At 56.0% G+C, this 15,216-nt stretch carries 9 protein-coding genes; 5 read left to right on the top strand and 4 right to left on the bottom strand.

Annotated features, from left to right (window positions below):
• Window positions 1–22: 22 nt before the first annotated feature.
• Entirely contained in the window at window positions 23–3,304 is a 3,282-nt protein-coding gene (locus FHS27_RS24620; RefSeq protein ID WP_246420823.1) for a hypothetical protein, read from the top strand.
• A gap of 289 nt (window positions 3,305–3,593) precedes the next feature.
• Here the strand turns inward: FHS27_RS24620 and FHS27_RS24615 are convergent, their stop codons facing one another.
• A complete protein-coding gene (locus FHS27_RS24615) occupies window positions 3,594–4,148 on the bottom strand; it encodes a substrate-binding domain-containing protein (RefSeq protein WP_184308052.1) in 555 nt (184 codons plus the stop codon).
• Window positions 4,149–4,591: 443 nt separating this feature from the next.
• Here FHS27_RS24615 and FHS27_RS24610 point away from each other — a divergent pair, with 443 nt between their 5' ends.
• From FHS27_RS24610 to FHS27_RS24600, 3 genes are all read left to right on the top strand, one after another.
• Window positions 4,592–5,572 (top strand): ThuA domain-containing protein, encoded by a 981-nt coding sequence (locus FHS27_RS24610; RefSeq protein ID WP_184308051.1) that lies wholly within the window; start codon window positions 4,592–4,594, stop codon window positions 5,570–5,572.
• Window positions 5,573–5,727: 155 nt separating this feature from the next.
• The gene (locus FHS27_RS24605; protein ID WP_246420821.1) at window positions 5,728–6,117 is read left to right on the top strand and encodes a hypothetical protein; all 390 of its coding nucleotides are present in this window, start codon (window positions 5,728–5,730) and stop codon (window positions 6,115–6,117) included.
• A 468-nt stretch (window positions 6,118–6,585) separates the two neighbouring features.
• Window positions 6,586–8,241, top strand: coding sequence for an FAD-dependent oxidoreductase (locus FHS27_RS24600; RefSeq protein ID WP_184308049.1), 1,656 nt, complete (start codon window positions 6,586–6,588; stop codon window positions 8,239–8,241).
• A gap of 56 nt (window positions 8,242–8,297) precedes the next feature.
• Here the strand turns inward: FHS27_RS24600 and FHS27_RS24595 are convergent, their stop codons facing one another.
• The gene (locus FHS27_RS24595) at window positions 8,298–9,146 is read right to left on the bottom strand and encodes a dienelactone hydrolase family protein (protein ID WP_184308047.1); all 849 of its coding nucleotides are present in this window, start codon (window positions 9,144–9,146) and stop codon (window positions 8,298–8,300) included.
• Window positions 9,147–9,559: 413 nt separating this feature from the next.
• Between FHS27_RS24595 and FHS27_RS24590 the strand changes: the two genes are divergently transcribed.
• Window positions 9,560–11,956: an alkaline phosphatase D family protein gene (locus tag FHS27_RS24590; protein ID WP_184308045.1), complete on the top strand. Its 2,397-nt coding sequence runs from the start codon at window positions 9,560–9,562 to the stop codon at window positions 11,954–11,956.
• Between the two features lie 83 nt (window positions 11,957–12,039).
• On the opposite strand, the gene FHS27_RS24585 is transcribed toward FHS27_RS24590, so the two are convergent.
• On the bottom strand, window positions 12,040–13,527 hold the full coding sequence (locus FHS27_RS24585) for a DUF1570 domain-containing protein (protein WP_246420812.1): 1,488 nt from the start codon (window positions 13,525–13,527) through the stop codon (window positions 12,040–12,042).
• 155 nt (window positions 13,528–13,682) lie between these two features.
• Window positions 13,683–15,158, bottom strand: a complete 1,476-nt coding sequence (locus tag FHS27_RS24580) for a protein adenylyltransferase SelO (protein ID WP_315854678.1) — start codon at window positions 15,156–15,158, stop codon at window positions 13,683–13,685.
• Between the last annotated feature and the right edge of the window lie 58 nt (window positions 15,159–15,216).

The raw sequence follows: 15,216 nt of genomic DNA, 5'->3' as shown, positions 1-15,216 counted from the left end.
AAGACATTTCTTCCTGCCGCCCATGAAGGTACGAGCCGCTATTGATCGCCGACGGCGTCTCGGGAAAACTCCCGCGGCTGTCCCGGTATCGCATGGCGGTGCCGCCGCGAATCGACGTGTTCTCGCCAGTGCAGAGGCCAAGCGTCTGCGGGTTTCGGGCCCAAACATGGTGGGCCTAAACATTGCGGCCCTGATGTTGACGGTGGTATTGGCAGGCACATTACCGCTTTCGGCCCAACAGTCGACAGCTTACGCGAGACCGACCGAGGGCACCAGCGAGGCGCCAATGAAGCCCGAGCGCGGCCGATCGTCGGAGTCATCCGTCACGGCGGCCGGCGGCGTGATCGAGCATATCGGCCCCGCGGGACTGAAAACCTATCGGTGGGACTTTTCACGATCGGGTGACTCAAATTTCGATCGATGGCCGGACCTTTTTACTCGTCATGTCGAGACCGGGTATCCGGAATACGTTCGCATCATGATCACGCCTCGGGATGAGGCGTTGGAATCGAACGTCCTGGCGCTTGACACCGCGCTGTTGTTGCGTTGGCCTCAAGTCCGGCGCGCGTTGAAATGGGTACCTCAATCCGAGCTGCTCCCACCGCTGCCCCCATCGCTGGCGGACTTTTTGGTGGACCGTTGTTTGACGATTCGTCTCGATGGAGGCCAAGCTCGAGTTACGTCACCGAGTTTGCCGACGAGTCGTCGTTATCAATACCGGTTTAGCGTCGATGTGCTGACAAAAAATCTAACTCACGACTCGGTCTATGCGCAGGTCATCTTCTATGACGATGAAGGCAATGAGTTGCAGCGGACCTCCACGCCCGCGGTCACCCGAACGACTCGTTGGCGGTCGCTCGTGATTGAAGCGTTGACGCCGCCTCGAGGCGCTCGTCAGATGCGAGTTTCGTTGAACGTGATGGGTGGTGAGGACGGTCTGCAAGACATTCGCGGTGTCGTTTCGTTTGACAACATCACGTTTCGTCAATTTCCACAGATGAAGGTCTCCACCGACCAGCCCTTCGGCGTCTATCGAAGCGGAGAACGTGTCACCGCGACAACACAGTTGATGGGATTGCCGAGTGAGCCGACGCGTGTTCGATTGCGACTGTTGGATCACAATGAAAAGGAATTGAAATCGGCCAGTCGTGAGTTGGCGGTTGCTGATTTCAATCGCCCGTCGGACGAAGAACGCGCCGACGAGAGCAAGATCGATTCGGGAAAAATCGTGTTGTCGAGCAACCCGGACGCGCGGGGGGCCGATCAAGATTCGTTGTGGTTTGATTGGGGGCTTTCGGATCTCGAGGCGGGCTTCTACATCATCGACGCGGCCATGGAAAATGAACGCGGTGCGTCGCTGTCGAATCGGTCAACGTTTGTGATCGTGGATCGGTTGACGGATGACCCACGAGAATGGTCCCCGCCGGCATCGAACGATCAGGGGCGAGCGGACCAGCAGTCAGTGATGTCGGTTTTCGCTAACCAAGAGACCGAGATTGAACCGTTGCCGTACGGTTGGACGATGCCACCGGATTTGATTTCACGATTCCGCAACAAACAAGTGTCCGGTAAAGTCGTCTCGCAGTGGTTGAGCAATGTGGGTGTGGGTTGGGCGAAGTTGCCGGTTTGGTTTTCTCCCGAGGATACCGCGTCTGCCGATACCGCCGCGACGTTGGCTTCGCGGCTTCGTGACGTTGGAATCAATCCGGTCGGATTGCTGGATCGCCCAAAGGAAGAACAACTGAACCTCTATCGAGTTCGCGAGCGTGGTGATGCGCGAGTGGCGGGCTTCCTCAACGACGCGGGGATTTGGCGTCCGCAGTTGGATGCGATTATGAACCGGATGACGTTCCGGATCCGGATGTGGCAACTCGGTGATGATACCGACTTCAGTTTTCAAGAATTGCCGGATTTGTCTGAGAAGATTTCGGAGATCGCAGACGGCCTTCAAGGGTTCGGCCAACCGCTCGAAATCATGGTTCCGTGGGCTTGGTTGGATCATTCACCGGAGATCATCGGCGATTCGTGGAAGGGGGTGGTTCGGCATCTCGAGCAACCCCTGACTTCTAATGAACTCGATGCAATGTTGGATCTCGAAGAGGCTGCCAACAGTGCGGCGGGTTACCCCGTAACGCAAACGTCATCGACCGGATTCGGGCAATCAACCGGAGGCGGGCTGCCGGGATTGCCTAAGAGCGGCGGGCGGCGAAAGAAGGGCGATACGTGGTTGACGATCGATCCGTTGCCGGCAAAGAAATACGATCGCGATTCCAGAATCACGGATCTTGTGTTGAGAATGGCGACGGTGCGGGGGCACAAAGTCGAGGCCGCGTTCGTGCGTCGACCGTTGGCTCCCGAGGCGACACTGGTGAAGTCGGATTGGCATCCCGATGATTTGCTGCTGCCATGGCGAACGACGAGTCTCCTATTGGGACGCGCACGAAATATTGGTTCGTTGCGGATGCGTGGCGGATCACAGAACATCGTGTTTCGGAGTTCGCACTCATCGGTGATCCTGATTTGGAGCGACACGCCCCGGACGGAACGGCTGTTTCTCGGCGATAACGTTTATCAGGTTGACGTTTGGGGACGTCGCATGGAATTGGAAACGGAGAAGATCGATGGGCAGGTCATCCATCGAGTCGATGTGGATCGGGTGCCGAAGTTTCTCGTTGGAATCGATCCCGCGCTCGCGGAGTTTCGGATGTCGGTCGATATCGACAAAAAACGAATCGACGCATTGCTCGGTCGCGAACAACCGATCGGCGTGCAGTACAAAAACCCGATCGGCCAATCGTTGGTGGGAACGATCTCCATCGACCCGCCGCCGGCGTGGAGTATCCAACCGCGTGAACGCGAATGGGATTTGAATCCATTTGAAAAGGGACAGACGGACTTTTCAATTATTTTGGGTAACAATGCGACGATCGGTCGTTTTGAGTTGCCGATTGCGATCAAGTTTGCGACGTCGCCACCGACGACGATCCGGGTCTACCGCCAACTCGAAGTGGGACCGGAAGGGTTCGATCTCGTTGTGTCTACGCGAATGGTTGGTGATCGATTGCGTGTGAAAATTGAGATGACCAACCAGACTCGCCGCACGGCCAACTTCGACTGCCTGTTGTTTGCCGGTAGTGATCGGCAATATGAGCGACGGGTGCTCGCGGTCGGACCTGGCGAGACGGCAGAGCGAAATATCGATTGGACGGACGGGAAGAATTTGATCGGCCAACGTTTGCTGCTGCGTGCGATCGAGCAGGAAGGCAACCGCGTGATCAACTACACGTTTGAAGTGACTCGCTAAAACGTTTCGTCAAACGGCCTCGGCTTGGGAGAGTAGCTGCGGTCGGTTGACCGGGGGCCAGCGTCGGGCGATAGAGGTCACAGCGAGAAGGCTGTCGTCATCGCTCCTGGTGAGTATGCGTTTGCGATATGTGGTGGTCTGTGGAAACTAAATTTTCTGGTAGTGGACGAGGTAACGCGTCCGCTTGATGCGACGTATGCAAAGGACTCGTTGCCGAGCCCACTACGGCGAACACTACGGCCAACGCTAAAAAAACGGTCACAGATGATGTAGTCTGCTCGATCTCATGTTACTGGCTTGCCCCCTCGTTCGTTGGAGGTTGTTCGGTTGCGTTGTTCTGAATTGCCATCGTTATGATTAGCCGTGCGTCATTGAGTTCGAGTTCACTCAAAGGCACCGCGTCGACGGCGGCTAATTCCTGGGCGTGGTCGGAAAGGCAATAACGCAGGAATTCTCGAACTTCCTCGCGGCGCAGCGATTCGCGATTGACGACGAAACGCAATTTTTCGACGCCGGAGGGAAACCGAGCCATTGGGACTTCGATGGTTTGGATACCCGCGTTTTGGCAGGCGGTGCGTTCACGGTCTCTTATCGGACGAGATGATTTGATGATGTCCAAGTGACCGAGCGCGAAGTGCTTGAAGCCCGCGCCGCTGCCGGATTCTTCGTTGGTGACCTTGAGGTGATAGTTCACTTCCTGGGCCGTCTGAACCCAAGCCCGCGTGAGGCGGTTCAGGTGAGACGTGCCGTCCAACCGAACGGGATCCGCTGCCGTCACGTCGTCCGATGAAATCAGGTAAACGAACGTTAGGCACGCGGCAAGGGCGATACGAAGATGGTGCATTGGGTATCCTGCGATTGTAGTATTATCGTGTCGATTAGCGGATCAGAATTCGGCCGCGCCGAACAAGAGTCCATTTTAGCCGAGATCGGTCTACGTCGACGTAGAGGGAATGCTGCCGAGGGCAGGGAACAAGCGAGAACGTGGGCCTTTAGGTAAGCCGCTGCGGAACGGTGGGGCGGTTCTATTTCGGCCTCACTATCTACGCCGCCTGGCGAGTCGGCACGTTTGCGGCACCGATAGAGGTGAGCAATCGGGGCAACCGCGTTGGGACTTTTCGCCGCACAATCGGACTGCCGCCGCACATCGTCGATCAAATGGATTAAGTTGTGGAGACGGTGCCCAAATGTTTTTCCAAAGGGCGTCATCGGCTGGAGAAGTTTCAGCCGTTCGTCATCGATTTTTGCCCATCACTTCGAGATGGAATTCCCCACGGATCGAACCCCATGAACCGAATCGCGTTTTTCTTAATCGTTGTTGTCCTTTGGATGATTCCTGCATCGCTGCAGCAACGTACGGCGTCGGCACAAGAGAAGCTGAAGGTGTTGATCATCGACGGCCAGAACAACCATGCGGCGTGGCCGAAGACGACGATCATGATGAAGAAGTACCTCGAGGAATCAGGACGGTTCACCGTCGACGTGGCTCGCACAAAGTACACGTGGAAGGGCGGCAAGTTGCTCGAGCAATACCCGCTCGAGGATGGTAAGACCTACGAAGACCTGAGGCAACCCAAGACGGATCCAGATTTTGAACCAAACTTCGCTGGCTATGACGTTGTGCTCAGCAATTTTGGTTGGAAGGCGGCGCCGTGGCCGCAGAAGACCCAAGACGCGTTGGAAGCGTATGTCGCCGGTGGTGGCGGGATGGTAATCATCCACGCAGCCGATAACTCGTTCGGTTCATGGGAAGAGTTCAACGAAATGATCGGACTCGGCGGATGGGACGGACGCAATGAGAAGTCGGGGCCCTATGTTTACCTCGATGGATCCGAAAAACTCGTTCGCGACACCACTCCTGGTTCGGGCGGTGACCACGGGCCGGCACACGAGTATCAAATTGTTGTGCGTGTCCCCGATCACCCGATTACCAAAGGGATGCCGCGATCATGGATGCACGTCAAAGACGAGCTGTATCAGAAGTTGCGAGGCCCGGCGAAAAACATGACGATCTTGGCGACATCTTTCGCGGATCCAAAATACCGCGGCACGGGGCGACACGAACCGACGATCATGACAATCGAGTACGGCGACGGGAAAATTTTTCATACCCCCTTGGGACACGATGACAAGACGATGGAGTGCGTCGGTTTTATCACGCTATTGCTTCGCGGCACCGAATGGGCGGCGAGTGGTGAGGTGACTTTGACGGACATCCCCGATGACTTTCCCAAAGCGTTCGATTCGAGCCAACGGGATTTTGAATAGGCTCGTTGATGCCTAATCGGTCGCCGCTCGAGCACGAGTGCAGCGAGAGAGGGAGTTCGGAATTCGGGAACCTGTGATACGATTGCGTCAGGTGTGTTTCCGTTTGCATTGCTCTGTTTGTCGTTGACCGGATGTTCGCGAAGTCTGATTCATTCATGCGTTTCCAAGCGTACCTCGATCCGTTCTCCCAGCACCCGGTGCTGCAGCAGCGGATTTTGCACGTGCTCGAACATCTTCCCGGTGATGTGCAGGACGACTTCTTGAACGATCCGCGTTTTCGCGTGACGGTCGATAATTATCAGCCGGGCGTCGGCTGGTCATTTCTGATGCCGGCTCCGGGGCTCGACGGCAACGGCAGTCGCTGTGTGATTCTGCGTTTGAAACTGAACGACACGTCCGAACCGTTCGCATGGTACGTGATCGCACACGAATTCGCACACGCGTATCTGCGCAACGGCGGTTGGGGTGAAATCACCGATATCGAAGAAGCCGCCGACGCCTTGGCGAGTTCATGGGGATTCCCGCGTCCCGAACGTTTCGGTTGAATTGCGTCAATCGGTTTGCGTTGATGGTCTGGGCTCAAGAGATGCCTGCGAGAAACATCCAGCCGTTCATGGTTGATACCTGCCACAGCGAGCTCGACGGTCAGATTGATAGGACGATCCGGATCATTGCGATAAACTTTGATCTGCCGACGATGCCGCGATAACGTCACAGATCGTGTTGACCGGTGTATTGTCGGTGGATTCTGTCGGAATTAGGAGCTCCACAGACGGGAGGCATTGGCTGCATCCGCTGTTGCGATCTGCTCTATAGGCATTGCTGCGCCCGCGATTTCGCGATTGGGGCATGGTTCAGGCGTGCAATCGTGGTCGGAGTTTCGCTGAGGTAGCCGAGTTGCGATAATCATGTGATCAATCCGGCGGCGTCAGTGCGTTGGGAGTTTGGCCTGCCTTTTCGTCGGTCGTGGAATGGTTGAGAATGGACGCATATCGGAGAAATCGAGAATGAACATGCGAACTGACGCAGGCGATAATCGAAACACGACCGCCTTCCCCAACCTCGACGATTACGAGATGGAATGTCTCGAAAAACTCGGGACGCTCCGGACGGTTGGCGACGGTGAGGTGCTATTCCAATCCGGTGATTGTGACTATTCATTTTTCGTGATCAAATCGGGCGGGATCACCATTACCGAATCGTCGAGCGGCAGTGCTCGCGTAGTGGTCACTCACGGGGCGCGAGAGTTTACCGGCGACGTTTCGATGTTGACCGGACGACCAGCGGTCGTGACAGCGATCGCGGCGGGCGACTCGGAAGTGATCGAAATCACGGCGTGCACGATTCGTTATATGTTGGCCGAGTTGCCTCATATCAGTGACAAACTGCTTGACGCGTTCCAGGTCCGTCGCAAATTGTTAGAGGCGTCTGACTTTCTCGGCGTGCGAGTCTTCGGGACCGTCGACTCAAAGGAAGCTCTGCGTCTGCGAGAGTTCTTTTACAAGAACAACGTCACTCACACGTTTTTTGATATAGCCGATGATGTCTCGCGGAACGCATTGGACGGCCTCGGGTTTGCTGCCGAAGACGCTCCTGTGATTGCATGCAGTGAGCACGTTGAGTCGAAACCTTCGCTAGCGAAAGTCGCGGAGTGTTTGGGGATTTCACGCCACATCAAAGACGAACTGTACGACGTGTTGATTGTTGGTGCCGGGCCCGCCGGGTTGGCGTCGGCAGTCTACGGGGCGTCGGAAGGTTTGCGTACGCTTGTCGTCGACGGAGTCGGGCCCGGTGGGCAAGCGGGCCAGAGTTCCAAGATCGAAAACTACATGGGATTCCCGTCGGGCGTTTCGGGTACCGAATTGGCCAACCTGGGATTCTTGCAAGCAATGAAATTCGGCGCTGAATTTACCGCTCCTGTGACGGTGCGGTCGATGTCGTGCAGCGAAGACGGCAATCATTGCGTTGAGTTGTGTACTGGACAAAAGGTGCGGACCAAAACAGTGCTGATCGCGACCGGTGCCTCGTACCGACGACTACCGATCGAAGGTTGTGAACGGTTGGAAGGGATGGGCGTCTACTTTTCCGCTACGTCGGTGGAAGCTCGCGTGTGCCGTGACACAACGGCCATCGTTGTCGGTGGTGGTAATTCGGCAGGCCAAGCCGCGATGTACCTTTCGCAGCATGCCAAACGCGTGAAGCTGCTGCTGCGAGGCAACGATATCCGCAAAAGCATGTCCGAATACTTTGCGAGACGGATCGAGCAGAGCGATGTGATCGATATCGTGCACGAGAGCGAAGTCGAACACCTTGAGGGCAACGGCCGGCTCGAGAAGGTGTCCATCCGCAACAACGTCAGCGGTGATTGTGAAAGCATTCCGTGTTCGGGTGTGTTCATCTTTGTCGGTGCCAAGCCACACACGGAGTGGTTGCCCGAAGAGATTGAACTCGATTCGCACGGGTTTGTCTTAACGGGGCCCGGCGTTCGTAATTCGCAGCGTTGGACGCTCGAGCGAGAGCCGTGTGAACTGGAAACGACGTACCCGGGCGTGTTTGCCGCGGGCGATGTTCGAAGCGGGACGACGAAGCGATGTGCTTTCGCGGCGGGCGACGGTGCACTCGGAATCACCTGCGTGCACCAATACCTCAGCCGAACGGGGCGGGCGTGAGGTGCGGGGCGGCGTGGCGTAAAGGGTGTCTCTGAGGAGCGTATTATCGCGATCCGCTAGGCGAGTGATTTCTCGAAGAGTGCCAACATTCGTGACCATGCCTTTTCGGCTTGTTCGTCGTTGTGCACTCGCGTGTCGGGTGGGCACCATCCGTGTCCGGCTGGGTAGACCTCGATTTCCGCGTCCAGATTCGCGTCCGCGAATTTTTCCTTCAGGACTTCTTTGCCTTTCGGATCACGTTCGTCGTCGTTCTCCGCGATCGCGATCAAAAAGTCTGCTTGCATTTGCGGAATCAACAGGTGTGGGCTGTCGGGTTGATCGGTAACCAATCCGCCGCCATGGAAAGTCGCCGCGGCACCGACGCGGTTCGGGACTGCTGCGGCGGTTCGCATGACAATGGGGCCGCCCATGCAATATCCGGTCGTTCCGACTTTTTTGTTCTTGTCGACCTGTGGATGTTCATCGAGCCATGCGATGAGTGCTTTTGCGTCGGTGGTATGCGTGGTCGCGCTGAGTGAACGTGCCAGAGGGATGACATCGGAAATGGGAGTGTTTGCCCCTTTGTCAGCGGTTGGTGCTTTCTGTGTTCGGTAGAACGGATTGACGACCAATACCGCGTATCCGGATTCCGCGAGACGTTTACCCATTTGTCGAAACGCGGGACGCAGTCCGAAGATGTCCGGCCAAACGAGTACCGCGGCATGGGCACCCGTTGTCGGTGCCACGAAATAGGCGTCGCACTCGCCATCGGGCGTCGTGATGCTGACATCGCTCGAGCTGACCTCCGCAGCATTTGCGGCACGCGGCAGCATCATCGCGGCGCCGATTCCGGCGGCAGCGAGTGCACCGAGGTCACGGCGTGAGTATTTCTTCATGTCATCTTCAAAATGGTCTTGGTCGCACATCAGCAGCCTCGTTTAGAAAAACTAAGTGGAGAGTTTGGTTGTTTGGTCAGCGTCGTACAGGGCATCGGCGCGGTAACGTAAATCAACGCTAGCAATCGGACGGCGTAACTCGCCGATTGAATTCTTCCCGATCTAACGTGTTGCGTCAGACGCGTCACGACGGTTCCGTGCGTTTAACGATTCAGCGGTGCCTAGCTGAACAAAGTTACTGTACGTTGGCCAGTGAGCATTTTCTAGCACGAGGTGTCAGGGAGACGATTGCGACGTCGCGGAATTGGGTGCCCGGAATCGACTATGATTGGCACCGATCACCGGCGTGTGATTGCGCCCACACGAATGCCGGTGCGATCGTGAACCTGACGCCGGAAATTGCACCGATGTGTTTTGTTTTCTCTTATCCTCTAAATTGTCTCATGTTTGTTAATCGATGGACTTTCAATTTCTATTGGCTGTTGCTGTTATCGACGACGTTCGCAATTTCCGCGGTGCCGACTGAGGCTGCGTCCACTGAGATTGATTGGCAGGGGGTGGAGGATCGGCGGTGGCCCGGAAGGGAGATTTGGGCCAATCGGCTGCAAGATTGGTCTGTCGTCGATGGGCAATTGCAGTGTGCCTATGAATACGGTGGCAGGGATTGGCGGACCGCACACGTGTTGACCCACGATGTGGACCCTCGCGGTGATCACGTCAAAGTGGAGTTGGATTTTCGGGCAGCCGCGAACGGGCACATGGGTGTGCTGTTAGGCGGTGGTGAAGGGAAACTGAATTACAAACAAGCGTCGATGATTCAGGGCGTTCCTGGATTGGGAGGCGGATTTGTAATTGATGTCGCATGGTCTACTAAGAAACTTTGCATTCGTGATTTTGGCAGCGACGCGGAGGTCAAAATTCCGGTCCCGATAGCGGAAATCTCATTGCCTGCGACCGTCAAGTCGGGATCGAGCATGACGCTGGTTGTTGAAGGGCAAAGGCTCGACACGGAAAAGTTCTCGTTGACGGCAACGCTGCGAACAAACGGAATTTCGATTGCGCAGACGCAAACAGAAGTCCCCGCTGAACGTCTGGTAGGGAACGTTGCGATCATCAGCATGGATGGCACGCTGCAATCACCCCATCAATTCACTCGCGTGCGATTAGTCGGTGAACGCGTTGCCTCGCACCCCGAACGAGCTTACGGACCGATTGCGGGGGTTCTTTATTCGGTGGCCGGAGGCGATTTGAAGGTAGGGGTGCAGTGCATGTCGGTTGGCAAGTCGATCCATGCGGCGACCGAATCAAGAAAGGGAACGCGAACGGGCGTGCAATTGGAGCAACAGCAGACGGACGGTTCGTGGAAGAAGGTTTCGCGACCTATCGGAATCAGTGAACCCGACTATTACGCGTTGTTGCGAATTAAGGATTACGACAACTCCGCACCGGCGAACTTTCGCGTCGTGATGCTGCACGGTCCCAAAGACGCGGAACCTTATCGGTTCTTTGTGCCCGCTGAACCGGTTGATCGCGAATTGGTTGTCGGTGGTGTTTCGTGTACGGGAGACATCGGGCGTAAGAGTCTCGCGAACAAGTCATTGCTACAACCGGGGGAATCATACATTGGTGTTTGGAGTCCGGCGAATCAATGGGCACCGTTCGGTGGAATCACGGAACCTTTGATAGAAAGACGACCGGACATCGTCTTCTTTACCGGTGACCAATTGTACGAATGGTGGCCGACGCCGATCGACATGACTGACGCAATGCCGGTGGAAGACTATCTCTACAAATGGCTGATTTGGCATTGGTCGTTTCAGAACGTGACGTCGCGTGTGCCATGTTTGCTCCAGACCGACGATCATGATGTGTGGCACCCTAACCTGTGGGGCGATGGCAGCCGATTGATGACCGAGGGTTGGGATCAAGGTGGCGGTTACATCAAGAGCGGATACTTCGTCAACATGGTCCAGCGTACGATGTGTGGCCACAATCCGGACGCGTACAGTCCAGGGCCCAGCGACAGTGGCATCACGAATTACTTCTGCACGTTCAGCTATGGTGGCGTGGATTTCGCGTTGCTCGAAGATCGGAAGTTCAAATCATCGTTGCCGAGCGTGGACGCGGGAGTGGAACCGACGATGCTCGGCGACACCCAATTGAAGATGTTGAGCGAATGGGCCGACGTACCGAATCCCTCGAAAGCACGTGTGATCGTTAGTCAAACGAACTATGTCACGCTGAACACGATCGGCAACGGGAAACTGTTTGCCGATCGCGATTCAAACGGTTGGCCTAAAACGGCACGCGACCGGGCGGTGGAATTGTTCGGCAGAGCGGGCGCGTTTCTGTTTACGGGGGATCAACACCTCGCGTCGGTCACTCGCATGAATACACCGACGTCTAAGGACGGCGTTTACCAGTTCTGCCAACCGGCGGGAGGCTGTATTTGGTGGCGATGGTTTTACCCGAACGAGAAAGAACACCTTGGTGGCGGTCCGTGGGAAGGAAAGCCGAGTTATATCGGTGAGTTCAATGATGCATTCGGAAATCATTTCGAAACGTACGCTGTCGCCAATCCCGGTCCGAAAGAAGACATGCCGGGATACAAGAACACGAGTCCCTCACGGTTTGTGCTCACGCCCGAGCAACGTGAGGCAGGTGTCGGAACGCGTTACCGTATCCATCAGGGAGAGGGATTTGGAATCGTCCGCATCGATACTGCCAACGACCGAATGATCTTGGAATGCTGGCCTGATCGCAACGCGAGGATGCTAACGCCGTATCGGCAATTTGACGGTTGGCCGATTGAGTTGAAGTTGGGCGGGCGGGGGAGGTGACGGGTTGCAGGTTTGCTAGAAGCTAGAAGCTAGAAGCTAGAAGCTCGTCTCTCGTCTCTCGTCTCTCGTCTCTCGTCGCTTGCTCAGCGGGTGATGGCGGCCATGGCGCGTTCGGCTAGTGTTCGGTTTGGGAACGTTCGGACTTGGAATCTTCCTGCTGAACGACGCCTGAGGTCTTTGACCATTTCTGGGGAACTCGTCAGTGATACTGAGCTGCCTGAGATGACGAGATAATGAGTTTGGTTCTTTACCGGGTCGACGTAGTTGAGACTGAGGAGATGTTTGTTCATTTCTTGTTCGGTGTCGCCGTAATCTTCCCCAAAGTGTTTCGTAAACATTTCGCTCGGTGATTCAACGGGGACGGACAGCCCTTCGATACCCTCCAGCGGACGGCGTTTGCTGCAATCGAGAATGCAAGCGAAGAGTTCTTTTTGATGTCGTCGCGAAAGCATGTGGATCAATCCCCACGCGTAGGCGTAGTCGAGTGAATCGAGTTCATCCGCGGACGTGATGCGACGGATCGTCGAACCGGAACCGCGTGGCTTTTTATCTTCCCAGTCACGGGAGATTTCCATCATTCGCAATTGGTTTGATGACCCCAGTCCACTCCAACGGATGCCTTTTTGGACGGATGTCGGAGCGTAGAATTCCGCGAGCCCTTCGCTCAGCCACAGCGGCCATTTGGAAAGCCGTTGTTGCACGCCAATGTTGTGCAGGATTTGGTGGGCACCTTCGTGAGCGATCGTCGAGATGGCATTCTTGACGGCGATCTCGGGTGCATGAGTCGACAATGCCGAACGTTCATAGATTAGCGATGCGTTGGTTTCCGAATCGTAATAGGCGACGACGCCGGACGGCATGCGACGGTATTCTTGGAATTCTTCATCGGTGGCAAAGGCGATCACGACCAACGGCAACTCCGGTTCGTGAACGTCGATCCCCGAACGTTCGAAGTATCTCCGCACGGCGGGATACATGGATTCCAAAATCGTACGCGATGAGCGAATGAACAACTCGCTGCTGTTGTAAAGGTAAAGAAATCGCCGGCTGCGAATCGTCTTGAACCCGGCGAGTTTGGGATCACGAAGCAGTTTCGCTTCGATCGCATCCATCTCCATTGGTACAAACGGACGGTCGGTCTCCCGAGTTTCGTCGATCGAGAATGTTTTCAAACGTCCGTCGGGCATCAGGACCACGCGTGTCTCTCCGACGCTGACGTGCAACCGGCCGATGACGTCGTTTCCCTCTTCGTCACGGACGAGGACGGATTCCCCGTTTGAATGAGTGATCGAACCTCGAGATAAACGCAGCCCACTCGTTTGTTCCGGCTCGTTGTCTGCCATTGCCGAGGCAGGCGGGTTGTTGTTACCGAATGGAGTCCCGGGCAGGTTCCTCATCCGGTCCTGCATCTCTCGGCTTTTCGCGTCCATTTCCCGCAACGACTGCTCCATCCGACGACGCTGTTCGTCGAGTTGTTGTTGGAGTCCGCCGAACGGGTTGAACTGCGCTTGGGCAGGTGCGATTCCGATAAACGTGAACAGCAACGCGGCAATAATGGCGAAACGATGCATCAACGGCCCCTCAGTGTCGAATAACGATAGCGATTTAACAGCTATGTTAAGTCGTCCGAATCCGTGATGAAACAGCCGCGTGCGAATTCGGGGACGCAAATTGAAACTGAATTCGAAGAGACGCCGGATTTAACCCGTCATTTGCGACAATCTCGCTAAGTTCCGCAGAACGTCGCGTGAACGATCTCATCCGGTTTGGGCGGATGTTCGTATTCGGCGTGCTCGGGTTGCTCGGTGAACGGAGCTCTCAGTAGGTTGACCAAGCGATGGAAGGGCTCGAAGTCGCCTTCGTATCCGGCTGCGATCGCTTGTTCGACACGGTGATTTCGCGGGATGTAGATCGGGTTGGTTGTCCGCATTAATTTGACCGCGGCTTCACGCTCCGGAACAGGAATCCGCAAACGCCAATTATCAAACCATTTCGTGAACGCATCCGGTTGGTCAAACCACTTGGAAACCGGTTCCGCGTTGTCGCGTTCGAGTGCGTCGGGGAGATGACGAAACACTAACGTGAAGTCGGCGTGGTTTTCGGCCATCGTGGTGAGTAGCGTGTCGACCAATTCCCAGTCGCTGGCATTATCGTCGTCGTTGTTGTCTTCGGCGATGCCGATCTTTGCGTAAAATCGGCGACGCATTTCGGCCCGATGAATGTCGGGGTACCTGTCGAGAGAACTCTCGGCCTTCTTGATTGCGGTGTCCTGATCGTTATCGAGTAGGGGAAGGAGGGTTTCGGCAAATCGAGTGAGGTTCCACTGTCCGATGGGGCTCTGATTGGCGTAGGCGTATCGGCCTTGATGATCGATTGAGCTGAATGTCTTGCCGGGGTGATATTCGTCCATGAAGGCACACGGGCCGTAATCGATCGTTTCGCCCGAGACGCTCATGTTGTCCGTGTTCATCACACCGTGAATGAATCCCAACTGCATCCAGTGCGCAATCAGTTTGGCTTGGCGCTCGATCACGCCGTCGAGCAGCGCGAGATAAGGATTGTCCGCTTCCTTCACGTCGGGGTAATGACGATCGATGACGTAGTCGGCGAGGATTTTTACGTTCGCGTCATCTTCTCGCGCGGCAAACCACTGAAACGTGCCGATGCGGACATGCGAGCTCGCGACACGAGTGAAGACGCCACCAGGGACGGGGCCTTCTCGGTAAACAGGTTGGCCGGTGGCAACGGCCGCGAGTGCCCGTGTCGTGGGGACGCCGAGAGCCGCCATGGCTTCGCAGAGAATGTACTCACGTAGCACCGGCCCGAGTGCGGAGCGTCCGTCGCCACGGCGGGAAAACGGCGTCTGCCCGGAACCCTTGAGTTGGATGTCGAAACGCACGCCGTCATCGCGGACAGCTTCGCCGAGCAGGATCGCACGCCCGTCACCGAGTTGCGGCGAGAAACCACCGAATTGGTGCCCGGAATAGGCCATCGCGATCGGCGTGGAATCTTCGACGACTTGGTTGCCGGAGAGAATCTCGGCGCCTGAATTCGATTCCAATTGCAAAGGATCGATGCCCAGTTCGATGGCGAGTTCCCGATTCACGCGAATCAGCTCCGGGTTTTTCACCGGAGTGGGAACGACATTCTCGAAAAACGTGGCGGGCAGGCGAGCGTAGCTGTTTTCAAATCGGAAGGGCACGAGTGACAATCATTGGAAGGTGTGAAGCAAACTCTCGGTGGAACGAGCTGGAAAATTG

This window comes from Aporhodopirellula rubra (assembly GCF_014192335.1).
GTDB classification, from domain to species: domain Bacteria; phylum Planctomycetota; class Planctomycetia; order Pirellulales; family Pirellulaceae; genus Rhodopirellula; species Rhodopirellula rubra.
The sequence above is the reverse complement of the archived record's forward strand: the minus strand, read 5'-3'. Positions and strand labels throughout refer to the sequence as shown.

Bases quoted from the DNA above. Each gene is read 5' to 3' on its own strand.
- FHS27_RS24600 (WP_184308049.1), top strand. From the start codon at position 6,586: ATGCGAACTGACGCAGGCGATAATCGAAACACGACCGCCTTCCCCAAC.
- FHS27_RS24590 (WP_184308045.1), top strand. From the start codon at position 9,560: ATGTTTGTTAATCGATGGACTTTCAATTTCTATTGGCTGTTGCTGTTA.
- FHS27_RS24605 (WP_246420821.1), top strand. From the start codon at position 5,728: ATGCGTTTCCAAGCGTACCTCGATCCGTTCTCCCAGCACCCGGTGCTG.
- FHS27_RS24615 (WP_184308052.1), bottom strand. From the start codon at position 4,148: ATGCACCATCTTCGTATCGCCCTTGCCGCGTGCCTAACGTTCGTTTAC.
- FHS27_RS24595 (WP_184308047.1), bottom strand. From the start codon at position 9,146: ATGTGCGACCAAGACCATTTTGAAGATGACATGAAGAAATACTCACGC.
- FHS27_RS24620 (WP_246420823.1), top strand. From the start codon at position 23: ATGAAGGTACGAGCCGCTATTGATCGCCGACGGCGTCTCGGGAAAACT.
- FHS27_RS24610 (WP_184308051.1), top strand. From the start codon at position 4,592: ATGAACCGAATCGCGTTTTTCTTAATCGTTGTTGTCCTTTGGATGATT.
- FHS27_RS24585 (WP_246420812.1), bottom strand. From the start codon at position 13,527: ATGCATCGTTTCGCCATTATTGCCGCGTTGCTGTTCACGTTTATCGGA.